The organism is Streptomyces chilikensis (assembly GCF_001642695.1).
Classification (GTDB): domain Bacteria; phylum Actinomycetota; class Actinomycetes; order Streptomycetales; family Streptomycetaceae; genus Streptomyces; species Streptomyces chilikensis.
Genome location: NZ_LWCC02000100.1, coordinates 1 through 915, shown reverse-complemented (window position 1 = coordinate 915; position 915 = coordinate 1). Strand labels below are relative to the sequence as shown.

Here is a 915-nt window from a genome sequence, read left to right as displayed (position 1 = left end):
CCGCGCGGGCGGGGTGGACGTCCGGGTCGGTCACCCCGCCCGCGCGGCCCGCCCGCGGTGCGCGTCGTCCAGCGTCCGCAGTTCCCGCTCCGTCAGCCGCAGCGCGCCCGCCGCCACGTTGGCGGCGAGGTGCTCCGGGTCGCCGGTTCCGGGGATGGCCAGCAGGTGCGGCCCCTGCGCCAGACTCCAGGCCAGGCGGACCTGGGCGGGGGTCGCGTCGAGTGCGCGGGCGGTCGCGGCGACCTCCGGGATCTCGCCGTCCACCGCGCCCTGCTCACCCGCGGCACCGGCGATGGCGTAGAACGGCACGAAGGCTATGCCGAGTTCGCCGCAGCGGGCGACGAACTCCCCCTGTGCGGGGTTGAGTCCGAGCCCGTACGGATTCTGCACACTGACCACGGGCGCGATCCTCCGCGCCTCGTCGAGGTGTTGGGGCCGGATGTTGGAGAGACCGAGGTGACGGATCAGGCCCTTCTCCCGCAGCTCGGCCAGCGCGCCGAAGTGTTCGGACACCGGCCCCGGACGCATGACCCGCAGGTACACCAGGTCCAGGTGGTCGCGTCCGAGCTGACGGAGGTTCTCCTCGACCTGGCCGCGCAGTTCCTCCGGCGTGGCGGCGGTCGTCCAGGTGCCGTCGGTGGCGCGCCGCGGCCCGACCTTGGTGGCGATGACCAGGTCGCCCGGATAGGGGCCGCCCAACGCGCTGTTGATCAGCTCGTTGGCGGAGCGGAGCGGGGAGAAGTAGAAGTCGGCGGTGTCGATGTGGTTGACGCCGAGGTCGACCGCCCGGCGCAGCACGGTGATCGCCTGCCCCCGGTCGCGGGGCACGGCGTCGGCCACGAGGGCGGTGCCGGTCTGGGGCAGCCGCATCGCGCCGAGGCCGATGCGGCGGACGGGCAGGTCGCCGAGGGTCCA

1 protein-coding gene is annotated in these 915 nt (G+C 74.4%); it reads right to left on the bottom strand.

Features of this window, described 5'->3' with window-relative positions; translation table 11 throughout:
* Positions 1–30 precede the first annotated feature (30 nt).
* On the bottom strand, positions 31–915 hold an 885-nt coding region (locus A2U95_RS24370; RefSeq protein WP_166026788.1), incomplete at its 5' end, for an aldo/keto reductase.